The organism is Cohaesibacter marisflavi (assembly GCF_963665895.2).
GTDB lineage: Bacteria > Pseudomonadota > Alphaproteobacteria > Rhizobiales > Cohaesibacteraceae > Cohaesibacter > Cohaesibacter marisflavi.
In genome coordinates this window covers 1486086-1509989 of record NZ_OY762534.1, presented here as the reverse complement: position 1 = coordinate 1509989, position 23904 = coordinate 1486086, and the positions used below count along the sequence as shown (strand labels likewise).

Below are 23904 nucleotides of genomic sequence, written 5' to 3'. Positions count from 1 at the left end.
ACGATGGAGAAAGCAAATGAACCGGATCTTTAACAATCCCGATTTCGTCGTGGAAGATGCTGTCCGCGGCTATTTGAAAGCCCACCCGGATATTCTCGCGGCCACAGAGAATGCGCGTGTATTGCGGCGTCCGCTAGCCCCGCAAAAGGACAAGGTTGGCATCGTGACGGGTGGCGGGTCTGGCCATGAGCCCGCCTTTCTGGGATATGTCGGTGATGGCATGGTGGATGCCGTTGCCGTTGGTGAAATCTTTTCCTCGCCTTCTGCCAAAGCCTTCCACGATGCCTTCGTTGCTGCTGATGGCGGGCGCGGTGTTGCTTGCCTCTATGGCAACTATGCGGGCGACAACATGAATGTGAAACTTGCCGTCAAACAGGCCGCAAAACATGACCTGACCGTCAAGACGGTCGTGGCCAATGACGATGTTCCATCCGCTCCCAAGGATGAAATCAAGAAGCGGCGTGGTGTGGCTGGCGAAATCCTCATGTGGAAGGTGGGCGGTGCCCGCGCAGACGAAGGCGCTGATCTTGATGAAGTGATTGCTTCTGCCCAGAAGGCGATAGACGCAACCCGCAGCATCGGTATCGGCCTTTCACCCTGCACCATACCTGCTGTTGGCAAGCCCAATTTCTCCATCGAAGATGGGCACATGGAAGTCGGCATCGGGCACCATGGTGAACCGGGTGTTGCAGTTATGCCAATCAAACCGGCCAATGAAATTGCCGATCTGATGCTTGACCACATCCTGCCGGATCTGCCGTTTGAAAAAGATGATGACGTTGCCTTGCTGGTTTCCGGACTTGGCGCGACCCCAATCATGGAGCTTTATATTCTCTATGATCGTCTGGCTGAGGTGTTGCAAGCTCGTGGCATGAATACGCGCCATCTCTTCATTGGCAACTATTTCACTTCACTTGAAATGCAGGGCGTCACCCTGACGATGATGCGGCTGGATAGCGAGCTTGATCGTCTGTTGTCCGCACCTGCGCGTTCTCTTGGTCTGACGAGGATTTAATCATGACTGCATCCATTGCTATAAAGGACGCTGGCGGCCTGGTCGTTGAACTCATTGAGGCGATCAACGCCAACCGTGGCTGGCTATCCGAGATTGACGGCGCCATCGGTGATGGCGACCATGGCATCAACATGAGCAAGGGCTTCACGGCGGCCGGCGCAAAGCTGGGCGATCCGTTGCCTTCCTTGCCGGATGCCCTCAATACCCTCAGCGAAACCCTAATTGAAGATCTGGGTGGTTCCATGGGGCCACTTTACGGCTATCTCTTCTCGAGTATGGCTGATGAGCTGGAAGGTCAGGAAAGGCTTGATGCCGAGGTCTTTGCCAAAATGATGCATGCCGCCTTTGAGGGCGTCAAGGAAATCGGCTCTGCGGATGTCGGTGACAAGACCCTTCTTGATGCGCTTTATCCGGCAACAGAGGCCTTTGATGAAGCGTGGCGTTCCGGCAAGGATTTTGCCGAAAGCCTTGATACGATGTCAGCTGCCGCCGAAAAGGGGCGCGATGCCACGGTCGATATGGTGGCCAAGGTCGGGCGCGCATCTCGCCTTGGTGAACGCTCCCGCGGCGTTTTGGATGCTGGTGCTACCTCCTGCTGCCTCATCCTGCAAACTCTTGCCAAGGGCATTAAGCAGCGTATGCAAGGCTGATAGAAATTCCCCACCCCCCACAAAAAGAAGCTATCTGTTCTCCATGACAGATACCTCACTCGGCAGTCCTTTTGTTAAGGGCTGCCGATTTTTTATGCTCGGATCGAACAGATTGTTGCAATCGACGATGCAAAAAAACCAATTGCCGTGAGAACGACAATTGGATCTGGTTGCTTATACGGGGAGGTGGGGCTCCTACTGGATAGGATTGAAGGAAGCCCGATAATGTGAAGCGGGAACAGAGGCTGCTTTTCCCCGCTTCATCTCTTCTTCTTGGAGGATGTTATTGAATCTTAGCCCAATTAAAGGGCTCCAATCACAAGAACCTAATCACAGAATGGATTGACCTGTCGCAGCCCAATCCTTGGAAAACTGATCAAGGCCTTTGTCCGTCAGGGCATGATTTGCCAGGCTCTTGATGACGGATGGTGGAATGGTGGCCACGTCAGCGCCTGCCAATGCTGCTTCCTTCACATGATTGGCCGAGCGGATGGAGGCTGCGAGAATTTCGGTCTTGAAGTCGTAATTGTCATAGATAGCGCGGATCTCGCGGATAAGATCCATGCCATCCAGATTGAGATCATCAAGACGACCGACGAACGGCGAAATGTAGGTTGCACCGGCCTTGGCGGCCAGAAGGGCCTGATTGGCTGCAAAGCAAAGGGTAACATTGGTCTTGATGCCCTTATCGGTCAGTGTACGGCAGGCTTTGAGGCCATCAAGCGTCAGCGGCAGCTTGATCACGACGTTTGAGGCGATCTTGCTCAGGCAATCGGCTTCGGCCATCATGGTGTCAAAGTCCATCGAGGCGACTTCAGCGGAAACCGGTCCGCTGACCACGCCGCAGATCTCGGCGATGACTTCCTTGAAGTCTCGTCCGGATTTGGCAATCAGGCTCGGGTTGGTTGTCACACCATCAAGCAGACCATAGTCATTAAGCTCGATAATGTCTTCAATGATAGCGGTATCAACGAAAAATTTCATTCTCTCTCTCCCATTGGCATGTCGTCTCTCGCAAAGGGGGAGTGGCGAGGGCATAGGACATGCGTTTCAAGTCTTGTGTATGCGTGGCGACAACACAGTGCGCCACGCAAGGCGCGTTAAAGTCCGAGAAGCGCTTTGGCGCGCGCGATGATGGCGTCGCTTGTTATGCCGAATGTCTCGTACAGTTCTTCTGCCGGAGCGGAGGCGCCGAAGCTGTCCATGCCGATGACATTGTCTTCGTCACCAACAAAGGTGGCCCAGCCGAATTTGGCGGCTGCTTCCACAGCAATACGCGGGCAAGTGCCAAGAACGTTGGCGCGATAGTCGGCATCCTGCTCCTTGAACAGCTCCCAGCTTGGCATGGAGACCACAGCCACGGCGATGCCCTTGTCTTTGGTAAGCTTTTCAGCAGCTTCCAGCGCAAGGCTGACTTCGGTTCCTGTCGCGAGCAGCGTCAAGGCGCGTTCGCCGTCTCCGACCTGCCTAAGAATATAGGCCCCGCGTGCGGCAAGATTTTGGCCGCTTTCCTCCAGTCGCAGCTGCGGCACTGCCTGACGGGACAAGGCCAGCAGCGAAGGCCGGTTGCGGTTCCGAATGGCCAGCTCCCAGCATTCCAGCGTTTCAAGCGCATCTGCCGGGCGGAAGGTCAACAGGTTTGGCATGGCGCGCAAAGAGGCCAGATGCTCCACCGGCTGGTGAGTTGGGCCATCTTCCCCAAGGCCGATGGAATCGTGGGTCATCACATAAATGGTGCCGATCCCCATGAGAGCTGACAGGCGAATGCCGTTGCGGGCATAATCGGAGAAGACCATGAAGGTGCCGCCATAAGGAATGATGCCTCCATGCGCCATCATGCCATTCATGGCTGCGGCCATGGCAAATTCACGTACGCCATAGCCGATATAGCGGCCGGGTTCGCCTCTTTTGAACTGGCTGTCGACTGCGGGGACGCGCGTCAGGTTGGAACCGGTCAGGTCAGCTGAGCCTCCGATCAATTCCGGCAATACTGGCGCCAGCGCTTCAAGGGCCATCTGGCTGGCTTTGCGGGTGGCGACCTTTTGTGGCTTGTCAAACAGTGCTTTGCGTGCATCCGCTACAGCGGCCTTGAACTCGGCGGGCAGGGTGCGGGCCGTGCGGCGCAGAAATTCAGCTTGCAGCGCCTCATCAGACTGTGCCAGACGGCTTTCCCATGCCATCCGTACTTCCTTGCCCTTGGAGCCGATAATCCGCCATTCCTGCAACAGATTGCCCGGAATTTCAAAGGGCTCCGCTGTCCAGTCAAGCGCTGCTTTGGCTGCGGCGGCTTCTTGCGCACCAAGTGGAGACCCATGGCAGGATTCTGTGCCTGCCTTGTTTGGCGAGCCGAGCCCGATCACCGTCTTCATGGCAATCAAAGACGGCTTGTCTGTGGTTGCTTTGGCAAGGGTCAGGGCCGCATCGATGGAGGCTGCATCATGCCCGTCGCAGCTCTGGACATGCCAGCCACAGGCCGACAGGCGTTTGGGTATGTTATCAGAGAAGGAAACCGATGTCGGGCCATCAATGGTGATGCCATTGTCGTCATATAGCACGATCAGTTTGCCAAGACCGAGATGCCCTGCAAGGGAAATGGCTTCCTGTCCGATGCCTTCTTCCAGACAGCCGTCACCCATGAACACATAAGTATGGTGATCAACAAGATCCGGGCCGAAATCCTTGGCCATGATCTGTTCGGCGAGGGCCATGCCCACGGCGCTGGCTATACCCTGACCAAGCGGACCGGTGGTCGTTTCTATGCCTTTGGCGTGGCCATATTCAGGATGGCCCGCCGTGATGGCTCCCTTTTGGCGGAAGTTTTTCAGCTGTTCCTTGGTCATGTCTTCATAACCGGTCAGATGCAACAGGCTATAAAGCATGGCCGAGGCGTGGCCATTGGAAAGAACCACACGATCGCGATCTGGCCAATCAGGCGCAGTGGCATCGAATTTGAGATGGTTCTTATAGAGTACCGTAGCCGCATCAGCCATGCCCATGGGCGCACCGGGGTGGCCCGAATTGGCGGCCTCCACGGCATCGATGCTCAGTGCCCGAATGCAGTTGGCCAGAGAAAAGGCCAATGCATCGCGGCGTGCGTGTTCAAGCGCTGTCTTAGAAGAATAGGCAGACATATTTTTCCCTCCATGTTGCCTTTGGACTACTCCTTTGTGAAAAACAATGCAATAAAAAATCTCAAAATAACATTTGCAATGTGTTATTTGTTGTGAAATAGGTGTTATGTTGAATTTTTCTCGAGTCTGTCCGATAGTCGCCCATTGCGTAACAACAGATGGATTCGAAAGGAGCCCGTATGAAGCGCGAGGACCGTCAAAAGGCGATCATGGACCTTCTGGTCACCCAGGGTGAGGTTGAGGTCGACAAGCTGTCAGAGCAGTTTGTTGTCTCGAAAATGACCATTCACCGCGATCTGGATGATCTGGAAGCCGAAGGCATGATCCGCAAGATCCGCGGTGGCGCGACCATAGAGTCCGGCACCCGCTTTGAAAGCGACTTCAGATATCGTGAAAGGCAAAGCCAAGGCGCGAAAATGGCGATGGCAGAAGCTGCGTTGAACCTGATCGATCCGGGCATGACCGTCATGGTCAATGATGGCTCAATGGCAGCATTTCTGGGCAAATACCTGCCAAGAAAACGCCCGTTGACCGTGATCACCAACAACGCCGCAATTCTGGATTCCCTCAGGGCAGAATCCGGTATCAAAATGATTTCTCTAGGGGGAAGCTATTCGAGCAAATTCAACGCCTATTTTGGTAGTCTGACAGAAACCTGTCTTGCCAATTTGCGCGCTGATATTTCCTTCATCTCCACGCCAGCTATTTCAGGGCTGGAAGTCTTCCATATGGATGACGTGGTGGTCAAAAGCAAACGCGCCATGATGCGCTCGGGCACCAAGTGCTGTCTGCTGGTTAATCACGCACGCTTTGATCACACCGCCTTGCACAAACTCGCCGACCTTGAAGAGTTTGATCACATTATAACAGACACTGCGCCCTCTGCTGGTGCCCTGTCTGCCATTGAGGGAGCTGGCCTCAGTTTGACCATTGCTGATGCAGCAAACCGGGAGGGTGCATGACCTCTCCCTTTCTTGCTGCGGTCAATTGGTGCGGGTTCCTTTCCGAGCAAATGCAGTTTGCTCTTCGGCCCCTTGAGGCGTGCGCTGCAGTTTTCCCTGCGCGTGCTCATGCCTCCTCATATTCTCTGGCCCGGCTTGCCTTAAAGTGTGCCGGTAACCGGAGAACGACCCAGCGACCACACGGCAATGTCTCCCCGTCAGGGTTCATTGCATGGAAGCTTTCTGATTGTTTCGAAAGCCTGGGAGAGTGTGTCGCTGTTCATGACCAGCAGTTAGAATAGGGAGAAATATCATGAAAATTGCTGTTGCCGGTGATAGTGCAGGCGAAGGTCTTGCTCACATTTTGGCAGAATATCTTGCAGGCCAGGGCAAATATGAGGTGTCCGAGGTCTCAAGGGTTGCGGGCCAAGCCGATCCATTCTACGCCAACATGGCAGAACGCGTCGCGACTGCCGTTGTGAAGGGCGAATATGATCGCGCTATTCTTTGCTGCGGCACCGGTATCGGGGTTGCCATGTCAGCCAACAAGGTGCACGGCATCCGGGCTGCACAATGCCATGATACTTATTCCGCCGAGCGCGCTGCGCTTTCCAACAATGCCCAGATTATCACGATGGGCGCACGGGTGATCGGTGCTGAATTGGCAAAAACCATTGCGGATACCTTTTTTGAAAATACGGAATTCTTTGATGTCAACGGGCGCTCCGCAGGCAACGTCAATGCTGTTGACGAATTGGATGCGCGTAACCGCTAGTCCGGCATGAAGGCAAGCCGAAAGCGTTGTTGAGTGCCTCTAAATAGCCGCTACGCTTCGATTTATCGTGAAAAGTCCGATCCATCCGGTATCGGGCTTTTTCTTTGTCTTGGTCTCGAATTTGCCGCAGTATCACTTTGGAGAAATTCCAGCCTCAGGCACCATAATGATTTTGAACAAGATTGACATCAGCGGGCCAATCACGCAAAAAGAGATCGGATGGTTCTTCCCTAGACAGACTCAGGGAAGATGAAAAGGGAACATGGTGCGGACGACCCAACTCGGGGCCTATGCCATGGCTGCCCCCGCAACTGTAAGCGGATTGCCTTGTTTTGTAACCACTGAACCAAAGGGTTTGGGAAGGGAGCAGGGCGCAAGACCGTGAGCCAGGAGACCTGCCAGCCACCACTATTCTCACTAACCGGTCGGGGTGTATCGGAGATGAGGCAAATTGATTTTTGCTTCCTTGCTTTTCCCTCCCTGCTATCGGCGTGTTTCGTTGAACTCGGTATCAAAAGCCTTCATGCTTTGATGCGAAGTTAGGATCATGCTTTGAAAAATAAGGCAATTTTGCAAATCTGCAGCACTTGCAACAGCGCGGCAGTCAAACAGAATCCGGAAAGACTAGCCACAGAATGTCCTGAGGGCGAGAAGCTGCTTGGCGCGGTGCATTCCGCTGTGAAGGCCGATGCCGATCTGGATGGCCAACTCGTCATTCAGGCCGCCCGTTGCATGAGCAGCTGCAAGCGCAGCTGTGTTGTCGCTCTTCTGGCAAAGGACAAATATCAGTTCGTCGTCGGAGAACTCGACAGCAGCGCCGACAGGGTCGACGATCTTGTTGCCTTTGCAAAAAGCTATGTCGAGGCTGAAGACGGCTTGCCGCAATGGCGCGAACGCCCGCAGCATATTCGCAAGAACACCATCGCCCGGTTACATCCTTTCCCTTCTGAATTCTCAAACGACTCCTAGAGGCTCATCATGTCTTTCAAGGCTCCTCTGTCATCGCCCAAAATTCCAGCCACCGTTGTGACCGGCTTTCTCGGCTCCGGCAAAACCACGCTTATCCGCCATCTGATTGAACAGGCCGGGGACAAGAAAATTGCTCTCATCGTCAATGAATTTGGCGATATGGGGTTCGACGGCGAAATGATTTCCAGCTGCGGCAATCCCAATTGCACCGAAGACGATGTTGTCGAACTGAAAAACGGCTGCATCTGCTGCACGGTGGCCGACGAATTCCTGCCGACCATGGAAATGTTGCTCAAGCGCGAACCGCGTCCGGAGCATATCGTTATCGAAACGTCTGGTCTTGCATTGCCTCTGCCTCTTGTTCAGGCCTTCCAATGGCCCAGCGTGCGCGCTTCAGTGACCGTCGACGGCGTGATTACCATCGCCGATGCCGCAGCGCTGAGCGAAGGCCACTATAGCGTCGATGAAGAGGCCGTTGTGCGTCAACGGGAACAGGATGACTCAATCGATCACGAAAATCCGATTGATGAGCTCTTCAATGATCAGCTCAAATGCGCGGACATGATTGTGATTTCCAAGGCTGATCTCATTGATGAAGATGCCATGGCGAGGGTGGAAGCGATCATTGCGGAGCATCGGCGCGATGGGGTGAAAACCATTCACTCGGCCAATGGCAATGTTTCGACCGCTGTGCTTTTGGGCCTTGAAGCGGGCGCGGAAGAAGATCTCGACAGCCGAGAAGCCGCGCATGATCATCACCATCACAATGACGACCATGATCACGATCACGAGCACGATGATGATCATGACCACCACCATCATCACCACCATCACGACCATGATGACTTCCATTCCGCAGTAGTCGCGCCGCGCGCCTTTGCCTCGATGGATGCGCTTAAACAGGCCGTATCAGATGTTCTGGCTCAGTCCGGTGTCCTGCGCGTCAAAGGCTATGCGGCGATTGAAGGCAAAAAAGCACGCGTTGTGGTGCAAGCGGTCGGGCGCCGCGTGGAAAGCTGGTTTGATCCGGGGGCTGAGAGCTCGACTGGGCTGGTGGTCATTGGTCTTAAGGATTTCGATCTTGATCGCGCCAACAAGACACTGGGCTAAAGAAGACCAACGATAATAAGGCCAAAGACAATAAGGACCGTACCCACATGCATATACTGGCGCCTGATGCAGGACGGATTGATGACGGCGAAGAAGCCGTAGATCTGGGGCAGACCCCCGGTGATATCCTCATTCTGTCTTCTGCTGATAGCGAACTTTCAGCATTTGCCATGTCGGCACGGTCTCGCCCTGATGAGGCCGCTTCGGTGCGTCTGGCCAACCTTATGGCGCTGGGGCATCCCTATTCGGTTGATCTCTATGTGGATCAAACCGCGAGCCACGCAAAAGTCATCGTGCTGCGCCTTCTTGGCGGTGTTGAATATTGGCGTTACGGGTTAGAGCAGCTCAAGAAGCTCTCGCGCGGCTATGATGTCAAATTGCTCGTCATGCCCGGCGATGACAAGTGGGATGAAAGCCTGGCAGAATGGTCGAGCGAACCGGTGACCATTGTGCGGCAACTCTGGCGCTATTGCGTTGAGGGGGGAGCAGAGAATATGGCCCTTGCGCTTCGGTTTGCCGAGGCGTTGATCGCGGGGGACATAGAGGCTGTGCCCCATCCTGTGCCTTTGCCGCGCGTGGGCATTCTCAAACACGGGGAGAGCTTTAGCGGCGAGGAGGGTCTACAGCGCTATTTGGCTGATGTAGCCAATGAAACGCAAAAAGCTGTGGTGCCAATTCTCTTTTACCGGTCTTACGTGCAAAGCGCTATGACGGCGCCGATTGATGCGCTTGCAGAAGCGCTTGAGGCAAACGGGCTGCATGCCTTGCCGATCTTTCTACCGAGCTTGAAGGACTTCGAGGCGCAGGAATTCCTACAAGGCGCTTTAGCCCAGTTGCCACCCGCTGTATTGCTCAATTGCACCGCTTTTGCTCTATCCAAGGCCGGGCAGGCTTACGAGCCTACCATTCTGGATCAGTATGATTGTCCGGTGCTCCAGGTCATTCTCTCTGGTTCCAGCAAGCTGGCGTGGGAAGAAAGCCCGCGCGGTCTCTCTGCGCGAGATCTGGCCATGCATGTGGTTCTGCCCGAGTTGGATGGACGCATTCTTAGCCGCGCCATAGCCTTCAAGGAAGAGGGCGCGCTGGATAGCAAGACGTACTATAAGCCCGTCGAATTGGTTCCACATGGCGACAGGATTGCGTATGTCGCTGCCTTGGCGAAAGGCTGGGCGCGCTTGCGCAGTTCCGAACCCAAAAGCAGCAAGGTTGGCGTGGTGTTGGCAAACTATCCCAACAAGGACAGCCGCATCGCCAATGGGGTTGGGCTGGATAGTCCAGCCTCCGTTGTCGCCTTGATGAGGGCGATGCAACATGCGGGTTATAAGGTTGGCCCTGTGCCCGAAGATGCCGACGCGCTGATGCAGCAGATCCTCAAAGGGCCGACCAACGCACTGGGCAAGGCCATCCGCCAGAGCGAGAACCAGCTGACTCTGGCCGACTATAGGGCCATGTTTGAGGCACTGCCTGAGGCCGTTCAGAACGGCGTCGTGACCCGCTGGGGGCCGCCAGATAATGACCCTATGGTCACCGGCGAAGCGTTCCAGCTAGCGATCCTCACCTTTGGTAATCTGGCCATCGGTGTGCAGCCCGCCCGTGGGTATAATATCGACCCCAAAGATACCTATCACGATCCAGATTTGGTTCCGCCGCACAATTACTTCGCCTTCTATTTCTGGCTGCGGCGTGTCTATGGCGTTCATGCGGTCATTCACGCAGGCAAGCATGGCAATCTTGAATGGCTGCCGGGCAAGGCCCTCGCGCTCAGTGAAGCTTGCTATCCCGAAGCCGTGCTCGGGCCTGTGCCGCATCTCTATCCCTTCATCGTCAATGACCCCGGCGAAGGCTGTCAGGCCAAGCGCCGCACCAGCGCGGTGATCATTGATCATCTGACACCGCCGCTCACCCGCGCCGAAAGCCATGGCGCAGGCGAAGAGCTGGAAGCGCTGGTGGATGAATTCTACACCGCGCAAGGGGTGGATCCGCGCCGATCGGACAAGCTGCTGGAGGAAATCCGCTTTCTGGCCAGCCGAACCGGCCTTGATAAGGATGCTGGCGTGGGGGCGGATGATGACAACCAGACCGCACTGCAGCAACTGGACACCCATTTGTGCGACCTGAAAGAGCTGCAAATCCGCGATGGCTTGCATATTCTGGGTGCCTCGCCTGAAGGGGGCTACCGAACCGATTTGCTGGTCGCCATAGCGCGCGTGCCGCGCGGCAACGAACCCGCTCAGCAGTCTCTCCACCGCGCCATAGCTGCGGATCTCGACCTTACAGTGGCTGGCGTCCGCTTCGATCCTCTGGATTGCGATTTTGCCAAAGCATGGGACGGTCCGCGCCCTGATCTTCTTGCCCGTCTTTCAGACGCCCTGTGGCGCCATTGCGGCGATACGGTCGAGCGGATCGAGCTGCTCGCCAAGGCGTTGGTTGCAGGTGAGGTGGTCTGCCCTGACGGGTTTGAGGCAACAAAGGCTGTGCTCAATTGGGTAGAGGGAGACCTCAGCGCAGCGATTGATGCCTGCGGGCCCGAAGAAACCAGTCATCTGTTGGCCGGCCTTGGCGGACGGTTTGTGCCGCCCGGTCCCTCGGGAGCCCCCACAAGAGGCCGGCCGGACGTTCTGCCAACGGGACGCAATTTCTTTGCAGTCGATGTGCGCTCCGTGCCTTCCAAAACGGCTTGGGCCATCGGAGAACTCTCTGCCGAGCGGCTGATGGAACGCCACTTTCAGGATGAGGGGGAATGGCTTCAAGCCATCGTACTGACCTGTTGGGGCACGTCCAACATGCGCACAGGTGGCGATGATATTGCACAGGCGCTGGCCCTGCTGGGTGTCCGTCCGGTCTGGGAACCGGCATCGGGACGTGTGACAGGCATAGAGGTGCTGCGGCTTGAAGAATTGCGGCGCCCGCGCGTGGATGTGACCTTGCGCATTTCGGGCTTCTTCCGCGATGCTTTTCCCCATCAGATCGATCTGTTCGATAGCGCCGTGCGGCAGGTATCCGAGTTAGATGAAGACGAGGACGCCAACCCGCTGGCCGCCCGTGTGCGCCGCGAAAGGGCCGAGGCCGAAGCGCAGGGCGTTGACGCTGATCTGGCCCGCAGGCAATCTACGTTCCGTGTGTTCGGGTCCATGCCGGGGGCTTATGGGGCGGGGCTTCAGGCGCTGATCGACGAGAAAATCTGGGACAAGCGCTCGGACTTTGCCGAGGCCTTTGTGGCATGGGGTGGATTTGCCTATGGCGCCGGGCAATATGGTGACCGTGCCGCCGACAGTCTCAAGCGCCGTTTGTCAAAAGTCGATGCGGTGATCCAGAATCAGGATAATCGCGAGCATGATCTGCTCGACTCGGACGACTATTACCAGTTTGAAGGCGGGCTTGCTGCCAGTGTCGAGAGCTTCCGTGGCGCTGCACCGAAGGTCTATCACAATGATCATTCCCGCGCCGAGCGCCCCGTTATTCGCACGCTGGATGAGGAAATCGCACGCGTTGTGCGTGGGCGGGCGGCGAACCCGAAATGGATCGCCGGTGTGATGCGCCATGGCTATAAGGGCGCGTTCGAAATCGCAGCAACGCTTGATTACCTGTTTGCCTTTGCCGCGACGACCAACGCCGTTGGCGATCACCATTTCGATCAGCTCTATGAGGCCTATATCGAGGATGATGCTGTTGCCGATTTCCTCAAGGACAAGAACCGGCCCGCTTATGATGATATGATTGATCGCTTTTTGGAGGCGCTTGATCGAGGCCTCTGGACGCCCAAGTCTAACAGTGCCCGATTCAATCTGGAAGAAAACAAGAAACCAGCCACTCAGCAGGAAGGGGAGTTCCTATGAAAAAGACAGACGGTATGACGCAGGAAGAGCTCGACGCTCGCCATGCAGAAAAGATGAAAAAGAAAAAGGCCGCGCGTGAAAAAATCCTCGCCACCAAGACCGAGGAAAAAGGCCTGATCATCGTTCATACGGGCAAGGGCAAGGGCAAATCCACCGCCGCCTTCGGCATGGCCTTCCGCTCCATCGGACACGGGCATAAGATCGCCGTCATCCAGTTCGTCAAGGGTGCTTGGGATTCGGGCGAAAAGCGCATGCTGGAAAAGTTCCCCGAGCAGGTAACGATCAAGGCCATGGGCGAGGGCTTCACTTGGGAGACGCAGGATCGTAACAAGGACATCGCCAATGCCCGCGCAGCATGGGACGCGGCAAAGGAAGCGATTCTCGATCCGGAAAACCGCTTCGTGCTGCTGGATGAGTTAAACATCGTCTTGCGTTATGACTATCTGCCGATTGAGGAAATCGTGGAGTTCCTGAGCGAAGAAAAGCCAGATGATACCCATGTTGTTATCACCGGTCGCAACGCAAAGGATGAGCTAATTGAAATTGCGGATCTGGTGACCGAAATGACGCTGATCAAGCATCCGTTCCGGTCTGGTATCAAGGCACAGGAAGGCATCGAGTATTAGGAAAATTGCTGATTTAATTCAGCTTTTCTGTGTCCAAATCATAGGGCGGGCCAAAGGCGAGTTGACATGCCTTGCTTGCAATCCTACACATGAATTGTTCGATGGTTTTTCTCGTCCAGGCGTGATGAGAAAATGAAAAGGGAACATGGTGAGGCTTACCCATCAGGGACCGACTCCATGGCTGCCCCCGCAACTGTAAGCGGCGAGCGATTGATTAGAGAAATCCACTGACACCGGGGTGTTGGGAAGGTTTAGTCAATTGCTATGACCCGTGAGCCAGGAGACCTGCCATCAGACTGGTACAGGCTGAATAGTCAGCCTTGCCGCCTCTAAACAAGACGCCGGGGTGAGCGTTGGGTAGAGAGATAGTCTGGTGCCCTATTTTACACCAGCAGTCCCTTGCCGATACTTCCATTCCCACAGCGTCTCCAAATTGGCTTGTTGCCGACAGGAGATGACTCTATGCATAAATTACTGACAGGGGCGCTTTTAGCTTCCGCCCTCATGGTTTCCAGCGCCGCTAATGCGCATTTTCAGCTGGTCTATACCCCACAGGTTAATCTGGTCAAAGCGGGCGATGTTCCGCTGAAACTCATATTCTGGCATCCGTTTGAAAATGGCCATGTTATGGATATGGGCACGCCGGAAGCCTTTTATGCCCTGCATAAAGGCAAGAAGATTGACCTGATGGACACACTGGTGCCCATGCGTTTTCAGGGCTCAGCCAATGACGCAGATGCGTTCGACGCCAGTGTGAAGGTTAAGCGCAGCGGCGACTATACGCTCGTCGTGCGGCCTGCTCCCTATTATGAAGAGAGCGAAGATATCTATATCCAGCAGATCGCTAAGAGCTATCTGAATAAGGGCGGGCTTCCCACTGATTGGAATGAACCCGCTGGGCTCAAAACCGAAATAGTCCCGCTCAACAAGCCGACCAATATTCTTGCCGGATCCACTTTTACCGGGCGCGTCCTTTCGCAAGGCAAGCCGGTGGCAGGTGCTGAAATCGAAATTGAATATATCGCAGCTGCGCCAAACATGGAAACCAACACTCCAGGCGAAGTGAGCGTGGATCCTGCTCCGGGTGGCGCTGTGGTCGCTCTTTCCGATGAGAATGGCTATTTCACCTTCGGTATTCCAAAGGCTGGCTTCTGGGGCTTTGCGGCTCTTGGTATAGGGCCTGATACCGAGTTTGAAGGCAAGGAGCTTTCTCAGGATGCTGTTATTTGGGTGAGAGCTTATGACCTCAAATAGCCTTCCATGTCACAGCCGGAGGGTGCGCCATGCATATCGTTGATGGTGCTCTTTCCAACGAGGTGCTGATTGTGGGGTCCGCTATGTCCGCAGTTGGCATCGTCGTAGGCTTGCGGAAGTTGACGATGGACCTCATTCCGGCTGCGGGTGTGCTCAGTGCAACATTTTTTGTTGCATCGCTGATCCATGTTCCGCTGGGATTTTCGAGCGTGCATCTCATCCTGAACGGTCTGGCCGGGATTATTCTCGGCTGGGCTGCATTTCCCGCATTGTTCGTGGCGTTGCTTCTGCAAGCCGTCTTTTTCGCCTTCGGAGGTATATCGGTGCTCGGGGTGAATACCCTGAATATTGCCGCGCCCGCCGTATTGGTTGGTTTGATGGTCAATCCGTTTTTGATCCGAACCACATCGTCCAGTCTTGCTGCTGTATTTGGTGGCGTTGCCGGAGCATTGGCCATCGCCTTGACGACGCTCTTTGTTGCTCTGGCACTTGGCTTCTCAGGTGACAATTTTGCACTTCAGGCGAAAATTGTCTTCGTGGCTCATATCCCGATCATGATCATTGAGGGGCTTCTGTCGGCTGCGGCCATCTACCTCATCCACAAAGTGAAGCCGGAACTTTTGCATGCAATGAACAAGGGGGGAGCCCGATGATCCGATTGAAACAAATGGCGACGGCAGGCCTGCTTCTTCTTGTTTGCGCATTTGCCTCTCCAGCATTGGCCCACAAGGTTATTATGTCCGCTTATGCGGATGGTGAAGCCATCGAGGGAGAATTAGGATTTTCCAACGGTGATATGTCGTCGGATACAACGGTTGAAGTGTTTGCTGATGACGGTGCCAAACTTGGTGAAACCAAAACAGACGAAGACGGCATATTCCGATATACGCCAACCGTGAAGGTGCCTCTGACTTTCAAGGCCAATCTTGGTGCTGGGCATATTGGCACTTACCATATGGCTGTTGATGAACTTCCCGATGCGATCGGGGGTGACGCAAAAGAAAGTGAGGCGATAGCAGAGGTGTCCGCTGTTCTCGAAGAGATCAGTGAAGGCACAGATGGTGATGCGGCAGCAACCGCAGGCCTCAGCCCGGAAGCCTTGCAGAAACTCATTGCGGCAGAGGTTCGCCAACAGCTCGAAACTTTCAAACCAGAATTTGCCAAAGCTGTGCGCAACGAGACCAAGCCACTGCGTAAAGTGATCTCTGAATATACGGAGAAGAACGATATGCAGGCGATCCTTGGTGGTATCGGCTACATCTGCGGATTGTTCGGCATCGGCTTTTATGTCGCCGCGCGCGGTGAGCGCAAGAAACTGTCGGCTACAGCGAAGGAAACCGCATGAGCGATATTCTGGGGGATGCAGGTCGAGCCAAAGGGCTGGGCAGGGCAGAGGCAAACAGCATTGGCGCAATCTTTTCTCATCGCCTCTGGATCCGTGAACTGGATCCGCGCGTGAGAATTGTCGCCGTGTTTGTCTTCTCCATTTGCGTGGTCCAATTGGACAAACTCCTTCCCCTGGGGATTGCCTTTTTGGGTGGTCTGTTTCTGCTGCTGCAAGCAAGAATGCCTTTTGTCACCTCCCTCAAACGGGTTTTGACGGTGGATAGTTTCATCATTCTGTTGCTTGTCATGCTGCCTTTTACGACGCCCGGTACAGAAATGGCATCTGTCTTTGGCTTCTCTGCCAGTTATGAAGGCTTGAGGCAGGCCATTGTCATTCTGTTGCGCGCCAATGCCATTGTTATGGCCTCTCTGGCGCTGTTGGCAACCATTGATGCTGTTACCTTCGGGCAAGCGCTGGCCAAATTGAAGGTGCCCGAAAGGCTCGTACATCTGTTGCTGTTTACTGTGCGCTATATCGAGGTGCTGCACGCCGAATATCTGCGGCTCAAAACGGCGATGAAATGCAGAGGATTTGCTCCCGGCAACAATCTGCACACCTACAAGAGCGTCGGCTATCTTGTCGGCATGCTGCTCATTCGGTCTTTCGAGCGCTCCGAGCGCATTCTTATGGCAATGAAATGCCGGGGATTTAACGGACAATTTCATTTGCTCAAGGATTTCGACTATACAAGACGCGATTTTACCTTTTCGATGATAGCGTGCCTTTTCGTGCTGTCGCTCTTGGCCTTGGAGATGTTGCATGTCGTTGCTGCTTGAAACAGATAAGCTGAGCTATGCCTATCATGGCGGCGCACCATGTCTGAGCGGCGCGTCACTCGCGCTTGAAGAAGGCGAAAGGGTCGGACTGGTCGGCGACAATGGGGTCGGCAAGAGTACCTTTTTGCAGGTGCTGGTGGGCCTTTATAAGTCCCACGATGGACGCATCACCGCATTCGGGCAGGATTTTGTGACCGAAGAGGACTTCATCCAGCTACGCCGTCGTGTCGGGTTGGTGTTCCAGGATCCTGATGACCAGCTCTTCTGTCCGACCGTCAAGGAAGACATCGCCTTCGGTCCGCTCAATTTGGGCTACAGCCGCGCTGAGGCGGATGCTATCGTTGAGGAGACTTTGGCGCTTTTGAACCTGTCTCACCTCAAAGAGCGGGTCACGCATCGGCTATCTGGCGGACAGAAAAGGCTGGTCGCGCTGGCAACGGTCATCGCCATGAAGCCAGATATTCTGCTGCTTGATGAGCCGACGAACGATCTGGATGAGAAGACACGCATTCGGCTTATCGAAATACTTCTTTCGCTGCCACAGGCAATGATTATCGTCAGCCACGATCGCGCCTTTCGGGAAAAGGTCGTGACGCGAACCGTAAAAATGGAGAATGGTCAGATCTTTTGATGAGATGACACCAAACCAACTGCCGGGAGATGAAAACCCGGCCCAATGCTTTGCAGCGCCTCCCATGACGGGGGCTGAAAATCAAGTCAGTGAGGCCGATCCAAGCCGGATGCCAAGACTGACCTGCAGGTTGGAAGAAAGAGATCGGATCGTTCGCGGCCGGACTGTTTCAACCCCCTGCTGAAAACCAGACAAGGAGCCATTGCGGCTCATGATGAGAAAACCACAGGGGACCAGAATGACCAGTTCCAATCACGAAGAAAAACTAGGCCTGATGATTTGCGGCCATGGCAGTCGCAACAAGGAAGCTGTAGACCAGTTTGCCAAACTGGCCGAGCGCCTGCGCCCGCGCTTTCCTGATTGGCCGGTTGATTACGGCTATCTTGAATTTGCCAATCCGGTGCTTTCGAATGGTCTCGACAAACTGGTTGAGCAGGGATGCACCCGTATTCTGGCTGTGCCGGGTATGTTATTTGCTGCGGGCCACGCCAAGAATGATATTCCGTCTGTGCTCAATGCCTATCAGGCCAAGAAGCCTGGCGTGACCATTGAATATGGGCGCGAGCTTGGCCTCGATATCAAGATGATCAAGGCCGCCGGCGCGCGCGTACAGGAAGCGGTGGACGCAGCCAATGTCGAGCATGGCGAAGTGCCTTTGACCGACACATTGTTGATGGTTGTAGGCCGTGGAGCCTCCGATCCTGATGCCAACTCAAACGTCAACAAGCTGATGCGGATGCTTTGGGAAGGCATGGGCTTTGGCTGGGGCGAGGTTTGCTATTCTGGCGTGACATTCCCGCTGGTCGAACCGGGCCTCGAGCATGCCGCCAAGCTTGGCTACAAGCGCATTATCGTGTTCCCTTATTTCCTCTTCACCGGCATCCTCGTGCGCCGCATCTACAATTTCACAGATGAAGTCGCTGCACGTCATCCGGAGATCCAGTTTGTCAAGGCGGCTTATCTGAATGATCAGGACTATGTGATCGAAACCTTCGAGGATCGCGTTCAGGAAATTCTGGAAGGCACCAACAACATGAACTGTCAGCTGTGCAAATATCGTGCGCAGGTTCTGGGGTTCGAGGCTGAAGTCGGCCTGCAGCAGGAAAGCCACCACCATCATGTTGAAGGGGTGGACACCAAAGACTGCGAATATTGCGAAGATAATAAATGCACCAACGAATGTCTCAAGCATCACCCTTCGTCGGAGCATTCCCACCATGATCATGGCCACGACCACGCTCACTCCCAAGGTCACGGCCATGATCATGGTCACTCTCACCATCATGATCACAGTCACGATCACGCGCACGATCATGATCATCACCATGGACATAGTCATGACCACGGGCATGACCACTCTCATGGCGATGGGCACGACCATCATCACCACCCCTATCCGCAGGCCGATCATCCGCTTGGTCCCAAGAGCATGTACAAGAAGGACTGAACCTTTCTCGGGAGCGGTGGCCTAAGCCATCGCTTGCCCGGAGAAGGGGTGGATGTATCAAGATGACGTCACATCACTATGAGAAGGATCCGGCAGCAATCTATGCCAGCTCCTTCTCCATCATCAGGCAAGAAGCTGGCGACGCGCTGGCCACCTTGCCTCCATCGCTTGAACCGGTTGCTGTTCGGCTGATGCATTCTGTCGGCATGACGGATCTCGTCGCTGACTTGCGCTTTTCGCCAAACGCGGCGGACACGGGCCTTGCGGCTCTCACGCGGGGCACGACCATTCTGGTGGATACGCAAATGGTTGCCGGAGGCATCTCTCCGCGCTTTTTCGCTCAAGGGGCTGCGCTGTCAAAGAACCGCGTTCTGGTCACTTTGAATGATCCGCAAGTTTCAGACATTGCCAATGAAATGAAAACCACCAGAACAGCCGCAGCCATGGAGCTGTGGCGGCCTCATCTGGAAGGGTCAATCGTCGCTATCGGTAATGCTCCCACCGCGCTTTTCCGGCTTTTGGAAATGGTGCGGCAAGGGGCAGGGAAGCCAGCTCTGGTGCTCGGCTTTCCCGTTGGCTTTGTTGGTGCTGCGGAATCCAAACAGGCCTTGGTCGATGAAGCCGCAGAGCTTGAGCTTGACTATATCGCAATGCTCGGCCGCCGGGGCGGAACGCCCATGGCGAGCGCGGCCGTCAATGCTCTGGCCATTGCTGCGCTTGGTCAGAGTGACAAACCGATGTAGGAGCGAGCGGATTGATGAACCAACAGCAAAAAGCACCATGGCTGAGCGTAATCGGCATCGGCGAAGATGGGCTTGATGGCCTTGGTGATCTGGCATGGTCGCTTATCGCCGAAGCGAAAACCATCTATGGCGGCGCACGGCATTTGGCCATGATACCCGATGATCTGGCCGACGGCGCTGACAAGAGAGGCTGGCCAACGCCATTCTCTGGCGCCTTTGAGGAATTGGAAAGCCTTATAGGCACGCCTGCCGTCGTGCTGGCCAGCGGCGATCCGATGTATTTCGGCATTGGCGGAACATTGTCACGTCATTTCCAGCGAAATGACATGCGCGTGCTGCCGTTCCCTGGATCTTTCAGCCTCGCAGCCAGTCGACTGGGCTGGCCGCTGGATAAAACGGAAAAGCTGACCATTCACGGGCGCGGCATCGAAACGCTCTTGCCACATTATTGTCCGGCGGCACGCCTGCTTGTTTTGTCACGAGATGGGGCGTCTCCTAATGAGGTTGCCAACCAGCTTTGCGCGCGCGATATCGAGGATGCCGAGTTGACCATTCTGGAACATTTGGGCGGTGCTGCAGAACGCGTTGTTTCTGCTTCCGCCAAGGAGTTGGCCGTCGGAGACGAACGCTTCGCCGATCTCAACGTGCTCGCTATCGCGCTACCGGATCATTTGCAAAGCTGGTACCCCATCCAGCCCGGTTTGCCCGATGAGGCCTTCGAGCATGATGGCAAGATGACCAAGCGGGATATCCGCGCCAGTGCGCTTGCCAAGCTTATGCCCCATCCCGGCGCGCTGTTGTGGGATATAGGCACCGGCTGTGGCTCGGTTGCGATTGAATGGCTGCGTAGCCATCGCACATGCCGTGCCATCGGCATAGAGCCACAGGAAAAACGCCGGACCCTTGCTCGGCACAATGCCGACAGCTTGGGCGTTCCAGGCTTCAAGCTCATTGCCGACACAGCCCCCGCAGGCCTTGAAGGACAGGACGCCCCCGATGCTGTTTTTATCGGCGGTGGCTTGTCTCAAGAGGTCGTTGCCTATTGCCTTGAAGCCTTGAAGCCCGGCGGACGCCTTGTGGCCCATGCGGTTACCCTCGGCTCAGAGCGTCTGCTTCTTGAGATGTTCGAAAAGCATGGCGGCGAGCTGACAAGACTTTCCATATCAAGGGCGACGCCTGTAGGCCCCTATTTCGGCTGGAAACCATCCATGCCAGTGACACAATGGGCTTTCATCAAGCCCTTAGAGACCAAGACGAGAAACACAATCAATGACTAGCAAGTATAAAGGCACCCTTTACGGCGTGGGGGTTGGTCCGGGAGACCCTGATCTGATCACTCTCAAGGCCGCCCGGCTTATCAGCAATGCCACCACGATTGCCTATCCGGCACCAGAAGGGGGCGACAGCTTTGCCCGCGATATCGCCAAGGCACATATCGCGGAAGGCACGAAAGAGATTTCCATAGCGGTGCCCATGCGGCCAGAGCGTAAAGCCGCTCAGGACGCCTATGACGTTGGGGCTGTCGAGGTTCGCGCCCAGTTGGAAGCAGGCAATGACGTGGTGTTCCTGTGCGAAGGCGATCCCTTCTTCTACGGCACATTCATGTATCTTTACGACCGGTTGGCTGGCGATTTCGAAACCGACATCATTCCCGGCGTTACCTCCATTGTCGCTTGTGCCTGCCGGCTGAAGCAGCCGCTTGTCAGCCGCAATGACGTGCTGACGGTGCTTGCTGGCCCGATGTCGGACGAGGAGCTGGAAGCCCGTCTGAAACTTGGAGGCTCCTTTGCCATCATGAAGGTGGGGCGCCATTTGCCGCGCCTGCGCTCCCTGTTGGAGAAACTCGATCTCATGAAGCGCGCCGGTTATGTCGAGCGGGCAACGCTGGCCAATGAGAAGGCCATCCCGCTTGCCGAGCTTGAGGACGCCACAGCGCCTTATTTCTCAATGATTCTTATTTATGACGGGGACGAAGCATGGAAAAACTAATGCCTATTACCATTGTCTGCCCAAGTGCGGCAGCAGGTGAACTGGCCGTCTCCATCAAGACTGCACTCAAGAATGCCGGTCATCCGGTGGAGCTGCATGGCAAGGGCGAGATAGAAGGCTTCGATGTCTCCTTTGCTGATAGTCTGGCCCATCTCAAGGGGGTGTTTTCTCAAGGCCGGGCGATCGTTGCGCTTTATGCCAGCGGTATTGTCATTCGCGCCCTTGCGCCACTTCTCGATAGCAAGTTTGATGAACCTCCGGTGCTGGCCGTTGCTCGCGATGGCAAGTCGGTCGTGCCACTGCTGGGCGGACATCATGGCGCCAACGATCTGGCGCATTTGCTCGCCGAAGCGCTGAGCGCCCATGCTGCCGTCACCACTGCTGGTGATTGCCGTTACCGCTTGGCGCTCGACAATCCACCAAAGGGCTGGAAACTGCAACATGCCAAAAAGGCAGCCGCCGTTATGGCGCGGATCGTCGATGGCGAAGCTGTCTCCGTTTCATCCGATCTGGATTGGCTGGACAATAGCGACATTGCCCGTGCCGATAGCGCTGCCATCAGCCTTGGAGCGAGCTTTGCCCCCGTGCCGGAAGCAAGCACGGAAACAAGCCTGACCTATAGCCCGCAAAAACTCGTCGTTGGGGTGGGCTGCGAACGGGGCATAGCTGCCGCTGATTTGATCACCCATATCGAAAGTGTGCTGGCAAGCAACAGCCTTGCGCCAGAAGCGATAGGCCTGCTGGCATCCATCGATGTCAAAATGGATGAAGACGCAATCCATCAGGCCGCCGCACACTTTTCTGTGCCGGCCCGTTTCTTCGCAGCCGAAGAGCTGGAAGCCGAGAAAGAGCGTTTAAAAAATCCTTCCGATGTGGTTTTTGCCGAGGTTGGGTGTCATGGCGTTGCAGAAGGAGCAGCCCTTGCCGCCGCAGGGTCTGAAGGCTCGCTTCTGGTTGCCAAAGTAAAATCGGATAAAGCCACCTGCGCCATCGGCCTTGCCGCCGAGCCTTTCATAGCTGAGATGCCCGGTAAGAAGCGCGGCTCACTGGCCGTGATCGGCATTGGTCCGGGTACGCCCTATTGGCGTACACCCGAGGCGACCAGCCTCATTGCCAGTGCTGAAAAGCTCGTCGGCTATAAATTCTATCTTGATCTGCTCGGCCCGATGGCCGATGACGAACGCAGATGTGACTTCCCCATGGGGAGCGAGAAAGACCGCTGCCGCTATGCGCTGGAAGAAGCAGGCAAGGGCCATGATGTAGCTCTGATCTGTTCTGGTGATGGCGGTATCTACGCCATGGGCGCTCTGGTTATGGAGCTGCTAGACCGTGATGCCGACAATGGCGGCGTGTCGGATGCTGCCAAACAGGTGGCGCTCACCCATGTGCCGGGCATTTCTGCCTTGCAGGCCGCCTCGGCACGCTTTGGTGCGTTGCTTGGCCATGACTTCTGCACCATCTCGCTTTCAGACTTGCTGACGCCTTGGGAGACCATTGAGCAGCGCGTCAAAGCAGCTGCAGAAGGAGACTTCGTGGTTGCTTTCTACAATCCCGTTTCCAAAAAGCGCAGAACCCAATTGTTGCGTGCCAAGGAAATGCTGCTAACCAAACGCCCGGAAGAAACGCCCGTTCTGCTCGCGTCCAATCTGGGCCGACCGGATGAAGAGCTAAAGATGCGCACCCTTGCGACGCTGGACATCGAAGAAGTCGATATGTTGACGGTCGTTCTTGTGGGCTCGTCCCAATCGCGCCAGTGGCGCTCTGGTGATCGCTCCGTAGGGGATAATGGCTGGATGGCTTACACCCCGCGCGGATATGCAAAAAGAATTGATGGAGAGAACAGGGAATGACTGTCTATTTTATCGGAGCTGGCCCCGGTGCGCCGGACCTTATCACCGTGCGTGGGCTAAAGCTTATCCAACGCTGCCCTGTCTGCCTCTTTGCTGGCTCTCTGGTGCCGGAAGCCACTGTGGCCGAGGCGCCTGAAGGGGCTCTCGTCAAAGACACTGCAGCCATGAATCTCGATGAAATCATCGAGGATATTAAACAGGCCCATGCCGAGGGCAAGGATGTGGCGCGCGTCCATTCGGGTGACCCCTCCATCTATGGGGCGATTGCCGAACAGATGCGGCGCCTTAATGCGCTGGAAATCCCTTATGAAGTGGTGCCCGGCGTTCCTGCCTTTGCTGCCGCTGCCGCAGCTCTGGGGACGGAACTGACCATTCCTGGTATTGCCCAGAGCATTATCCTGACGCGGACGTCGATGAAATCCTCCTCCATGCCGGAGCGGGAAAGCCTCGCGATACTCGGTCAATCCGGTGCAACCATGGCCATTCATCTGTCGGTGCGCAATGCTGCCCATATCGAGCGGGAGCTAACGCCGCATTATGGCGAAGATTGCCCCGCAGTGATCGCCTATCGCGTAGGGTGGCCAGACCAGACTTTCATCCATGCGACGCTTGGAACCTTGCGCCAGAAAATTCGCGAGTCCAAACTCACCCGCACGGCGCTCATTCTTGTCGGTCCTGCTTTGGGCGCGCAGAATTTCGAAGAGTCCAAGCTGTATGACGCTGAGTTTGAGCATATCCTGCGCCTGCCGAAAAAGGCCAGCAAGAAAGGCTAAG

21 protein-coding genes and 2 riboswitches are annotated in these 23904 nt (G+C 55.6%); of the genes, 19 read left to right on the top strand and 2 right to left on the bottom strand.

Annotated elements, in window-relative coordinates:
- The first annotated feature begins 16 nt into the window (after positions 1-16).
- On the top strand, positions 17-1015 hold the full coding sequence (locus ACKPCT_RS07950; protein WP_090068610.1) for a dihydroxyacetone kinase subunit DhaK: 999 nt from the start codon (positions 17-19) through the stop codon (positions 1013-1015).
- A 2-nt stretch (positions 1016-1017) separates the two neighbouring features.
- Positions 1018-1665 (top strand): dihydroxyacetone kinase subunit DhaL, encoded by a 648-nt coding sequence (dhaL, locus tag ACKPCT_RS07945; RefSeq protein WP_090068612.1) that lies wholly within the window; start codon positions 1018-1020, stop codon positions 1663-1665.
- Between the two features lie 330 nt (positions 1666-1995).
- Here the strand turns inward: dhaL and fsa are convergent, their stop codons facing one another.
- Both fsa and tkt read right to left on the bottom strand, forming a co-directional pair.
- Entirely contained in the window at positions 1996-2649 is a 654-nt protein-coding gene (gene fsa, locus ACKPCT_RS07940; protein WP_319568896.1) for a fructose-6-phosphate aldolase, read from the bottom strand.
- Positions 2650-2765: 116 nt separating this feature from the next.
- The gene (tkt, locus tag ACKPCT_RS07935; protein ID WP_319568895.1) at positions 2766-4796 is read right to left on the bottom strand and encodes a transketolase; all 2031 of its coding nucleotides are present in this window, start codon (positions 4794-4796) and stop codon (positions 2766-2768) included.
- Between the two features lie 179 nt (positions 4797-4975).
- On the opposite strand from tkt, the gene ACKPCT_RS07930 reads away from it, so the two are divergent.
- The 17 genes from ACKPCT_RS07930 to cobM all read left to right on the top strand — a co-directional run bounded on the left by ACKPCT_RS07930 (position 4976) and on the right by cobM (position 23903).
- The gene (locus ACKPCT_RS07930) at positions 4976-5758 is read left to right on the top strand and encodes a DeoR/GlpR family DNA-binding transcription regulator (RefSeq protein WP_319568894.1); all 783 of its coding nucleotides are present in this window, start codon (positions 4976-4978) and stop codon (positions 5756-5758) included.
- 292 nt (positions 5759-6050) lie between these two features.
- On the top strand, positions 6051-6512 hold the full coding sequence (locus ACKPCT_RS07925) for an RpiB/LacA/LacB family sugar-phosphate isomerase (protein ID WP_090068620.1): 462 nt from the start codon (positions 6051-6053) through the stop codon (positions 6510-6512).
- A gap of 203 nt (positions 6513-6715) precedes the next feature.
- Positions 6716-6929, top strand: a riboswitch (cobalamin riboswitch).
- Between the two features lie 135 nt (positions 6930-7064).
- On the top strand, positions 7065-7481 hold the full coding sequence (locus ACKPCT_RS07920) for a DUF1636 domain-containing protein (protein ID WP_319568893.1): 417 nt from the start codon (positions 7065-7067) through the stop codon (positions 7479-7481).
- A gap of 9 nt (positions 7482-7490) precedes the next feature.
- Positions 7491-8591, top strand: a complete 1101-nt coding sequence (gene cobW, locus ACKPCT_RS07915) for a cobalamin biosynthesis protein CobW (protein ID WP_319568892.1) — start codon at positions 7491-7493, stop codon at positions 8589-8591.
- Between the two features lie 47 nt (positions 8592-8638).
- On the top strand, positions 8639-12427 hold the full coding sequence (gene cobN, locus ACKPCT_RS07910; protein WP_319568891.1) for a cobaltochelatase subunit CobN: 3789 nt from the start codon (positions 8639-8641) through the stop codon (positions 12425-12427).
- The gene (gene cobO / locus ACKPCT_RS07905; protein ID WP_244544565.1) at positions 12424-13053 is read left to right on the top strand and encodes a cob(I)yrinic acid a,c-diamide adenosyltransferase; all 630 of its coding nucleotides are present in this window, start codon (positions 12424-12426) and stop codon (positions 13051-13053) included. The genes cobN and cobO overlap by 4 nt, the downstream gene beginning before the upstream one ends.
- Before the next feature lie 85 nt (positions 13054-13138).
- A riboswitch (cobalamin riboswitch) is annotated at positions 13139-13360 on the top strand.
- 155 nt (positions 13361-13515) lie between these two features.
- Positions 13516-14307 (top strand): DUF4198 domain-containing protein, encoded by a 792-nt coding sequence (locus tag ACKPCT_RS07900; RefSeq protein ID WP_319568890.1) that lies wholly within the window; start codon positions 13516-13518, stop codon positions 14305-14307.
- A 29-nt stretch (positions 14308-14336) separates the two neighbouring features.
- Complete coding sequence (gene cbiM / locus ACKPCT_RS07895; protein ID WP_319568889.1) at positions 14337-14960, top strand: cobalt transporter CbiM; 624 nt, start codon at positions 14337-14339, stop codon at positions 14958-14960.
- Positions 14957-15652 carry a cobalt ABC transporter permease gene (locus tag ACKPCT_RS07890; RefSeq protein WP_319568888.1) on the top strand — a complete coding sequence of 232 codons (696 nt, stop codon included), beginning with the start codon at positions 14957-14959 and terminating at the stop codon, positions 15650-15652. The genes cbiM and ACKPCT_RS07890 overlap by 4 nt, the downstream gene beginning before the upstream one ends.
- Positions 15649-16470, top strand: a complete 822-nt coding sequence (gene cbiQ / locus ACKPCT_RS07885) for a cobalt ECF transporter T component CbiQ (RefSeq protein WP_319568887.1) — start codon at positions 15649-15651, stop codon at positions 16468-16470. Before ACKPCT_RS07890 ends, cbiQ begins: the two co-directional genes overlap by 4 nt.
- Entirely contained in the window at positions 16454-17101 is a 648-nt protein-coding gene (locus ACKPCT_RS07880) for an energy-coupling factor ABC transporter ATP-binding protein (protein ID WP_319568886.1), read from the top strand. The genes cbiQ and ACKPCT_RS07880 overlap by 17 nt, the downstream gene beginning before the upstream one ends.
- A 238-nt stretch (positions 17102-17339) precedes the next feature.
- Positions 17340-18548 (top strand): sirohydrochlorin chelatase, encoded by a 1209-nt coding sequence (locus ACKPCT_RS07875; RefSeq protein ID WP_319568885.1) that lies wholly within the window; start codon positions 17340-17342, stop codon positions 18546-18548.
- A 62-nt stretch (positions 18549-18610) separates the two neighbouring features.
- Positions 18611-19291: a precorrin-8X methylmutase gene (locus ACKPCT_RS07870; protein WP_319568884.1), complete on the top strand. Its 681-nt coding sequence runs from the start codon at positions 18611-18613 to the stop codon at positions 19289-19291.
- A 14-nt stretch (positions 19292-19305) separates the two neighbouring features.
- Entirely contained in the window at positions 19306-20568 is a 1263-nt protein-coding gene (gene cbiE / locus ACKPCT_RS07865) for a precorrin-6y C5,15-methyltransferase (decarboxylating) subunit CbiE (protein ID WP_319568883.1), read from the top strand.
- Entirely contained in the window at positions 20561-21280 is a 720-nt protein-coding gene (cobI, locus tag ACKPCT_RS07860; protein WP_319568882.1) for a precorrin-2 C(20)-methyltransferase, read from the top strand. Before cbiE ends, cobI begins: the two co-directional genes overlap by 8 nt.
- The gene (cobJ, locus tag ACKPCT_RS07855) at positions 21280-23130 is read left to right on the top strand and encodes a precorrin-3B C(17)-methyltransferase (protein WP_319568881.1); all 1851 of its coding nucleotides are present in this window, start codon (positions 21280-21282) and stop codon (positions 23128-23130) included. Before cobI ends, cobJ begins: the two co-directional genes overlap by 1 nt.
- Positions 23127-23903 (top strand): precorrin-4 C(11)-methyltransferase, encoded by a 777-nt coding sequence (cobM, locus tag ACKPCT_RS07850; RefSeq protein WP_319516696.1) that lies wholly within the window; start codon positions 23127-23129, stop codon positions 23901-23903. The genes cobJ and cobM overlap by 4 nt, the downstream gene beginning before the upstream one ends.
- The last annotated feature ends 1 nt before the right edge of the window (position 23904 follow it).